At 69.6% G+C, this 2,396-nt stretch carries 3 protein-coding genes; all 3 read right to left on the bottom strand.

The window, feature by feature from the left end:
* Positions 1-8: 8 nt before the first annotated feature.
* A complete protein-coding gene (locus G7A99_RS09345) occupies positions 9-950 on the bottom strand; it encodes a LysR substrate-binding domain-containing protein (protein ID WP_018717493.1) in 942 nt (313 codons plus the stop codon).
* Between the two features lie 172 nt (positions 951-1,122).
* On the bottom strand, positions 1,123-1,785 hold the full coding sequence (locus G7A99_RS09340; RefSeq protein ID WP_163139713.1) for a response regulator transcription factor: 663 nt from the start codon (positions 1,783-1,785) through the stop codon (positions 1,123-1,125).
* Positions 1,778-2,396: sensor histidine kinase (locus G7A99_RS09335; RefSeq protein WP_240466216.1), on the bottom strand; the 619-nt coding region annotated here is incomplete at its 5' end. The genes G7A99_RS09340 and G7A99_RS09335, both read right to left, overlap by 8 nt.

The following is a 2,396-nucleotide window of genomic DNA, read 5'->3' as shown; positions in this document are numbered from 1 at the left end:
GCGTCGGCTCACCCGGCAAGCTCAACCGCTTCCCCGGAAAGCTCGTGGACCGCCTCCAGGCCGTGGATCACCTCGGCGATGGCGCGGATGGTGGGCTCGCGGGCCGAGCCCTTGCGCCAGTACAGCGCCATCTCCCGCGTCGGGCGGGCGTCGACGAACGAGCGCAGCACCACCGCGTTGCTGTCCGGCTGGCCGACGGCGGCCTTGGCCGCCAGGGCCGGGAGCAGGGTGATGCCGGCACCGGCGGCGACCATCTGCCGCAGGGTCTCCATGCTCGTGGCGCGGAACCCGGCGTCCTCGCGGGCGCCGACCATGTTGCAGACATCCAGCGCCTGGTCGCGCAGGCAGTGCCCCTCCTCCAGCAGGAGGATGTGCTCGGACTCGATGTCACCCAGCGAGACCTCCGGCTTGCGCGCCAGTGGATGATCGTGGGGCATCGCCAGATAGAACGGCTCGTGGAACAGGCTCGCGTGCAGGAGCCCCTCGCCGGGGACCGGCACCGCCATCACCGCCGCGTCGAGCTCGCCGCGACGCAGGCGCTCCAGCAGATCCGCCGTCTGCTGCTCGTAGAGCAGCGGGCGCAGGTTCGGATAGGTACTGCGCAGGGCCGGGATGAGGTGGGGCAGCAGGTACGGACCGATGGTCGGTATCAGTCCCAGGCGCAGGTCCCCGACCATCGGATCACCAGCGGCGCGGGCACTGTCGACGATGTCCGAGACCTCGTTGAGCACGTGACGGGCCCGCTCGGCGATCATCTTGCCGATCGGGGTGAGCATGACCTGCTTGTTGGTCCGCTCCACGAGCTGGACGCCGAGGTACTGCTCCAGCTTCTTGATCTGGGTACTCAGCGTCGGCTGACTCACGTAGCAGGCGGCGGCGGCCCGGCCGAAGTGTCGATGGTCGGCAACGGCCACCAGGTAGCGCAGGTCGCGGAAATTGATATGGACCATCTCACTCCCGTCAATCAAAACCCATTTATACAATTGACAGAAGCAATTATATCCCCTGGAGACGGGGCTGCCTAGGCATGCGTGCAATGGCGCATCCCCGCCTGTCGCCCGCGCCGCCGGACGGGCCGGGAGACGCCCATGACGGCCGCGGAAACGTTACCCAGACGCCCGGCTAGCCGCCGCTCTCCTCTTCCTCTGCGGGGGCGGCGGCACCGGGGTAGTCCGGATGGCCGAGGACGTAGCGCACGAGCTGGGAGACATTGGCCACGCCCATCTTGTGCAGCACCCGGGCACGATGGATCTCCACCGTGCGGGTGGAGCAGTCGAGCTCGCGGGCGACGATCTTGTTGACCTTGCCCTCGACGAGCCGGTCCATGACCTCGCGCTCCCGCGGCGTGAGCTGGGCGAGCCGCCGCTCGATGCCCCGGATACGCTCGCGCTCGCTGCGCCGGTGCTCATCCTCGACGAGGGCCCGGTCGACACAGTCGAGCACGGCCATCTCGCTGAACGGCTTCTCCAGGAAATCCAGCGCACCGGCACTGACCGCGCGCACGGCCATGGGGATGTCGCCATGCCCGGAAATGAAGATCACCGGCAGCGTATAGCCGCGGCTGTCGAGCTCCTGCTGGGCGGTGAGGCCGTTCATCCCCGGCAGGCGGACATCCAGGATGAGGCAGCCCCGCCGCTCCGGGCCGCAACCGGCAAGAAATGCGTCGGCACTGGCCCACGCCTCCACCGGCCGTCCTGCGGCGGTGAGCAGCATCGCCAGCGCGTCGCGCACGTCCGGGTCGTCGTCGACCACGAACACCGTCGGTACCGCCGGGCCCTCAGCCATCGGAATCCCTCCCTCCTGCCGCCGGCAGGTCGAAACTGAAAAGGCAGCCGCCACCGGGTCGGTCCTCGAAGCGTAGCTCACCACCATGATGCCGGATGATCGAGCGCGATACCGACAACCCGAGGCCCATGCCCTCGCCGCCACCGCTGACGAAGGGCTCGAACAGGGCGTCGCGCAGGCGCACCGGAATCCCCGGGCCGGTGTCCATCACCGTGACCTCCACCCGCCCGTCCGCGCGGCGCGCGGTGGTCACCTCCAGGCGACGCCGGGCCTCCGGCATCCCGGCCAGTGCCTCCACGGCGTTACGCACGAGGTTCACCAGCACCTGATGGATCTGCACCGTCGCCACACGGACGTCAGGCACGTCCGGATCGAGGCGCAGGCGCAGGGTTACGCCGCCCTGGCGCACCGCCGCCGCAGTTAGCGCCAGGCCCTCGCGGACCAGCGTGTTGGTGGAGACGCGCTCGCTCTCGGGCTCACCGCCGCGCACGAAATTGCGCATCTGACGGATGATCCCGCCGGCACGACGGGCGTTGTCGTCCAGCCGTTCCAGCGCCCGGACCAGGGTCGGGTCCGTGTCTTTGCCGGCCAGCCGGCGGGCGGCCTGGGCG

It is taken from the genome of Arhodomonas sp. KWT (assembly GCF_010993615.1).
The sequence above is the reverse complement of the archived record's forward strand: the minus strand, read 5'-3'. Positions and strand labels throughout refer to the sequence as shown.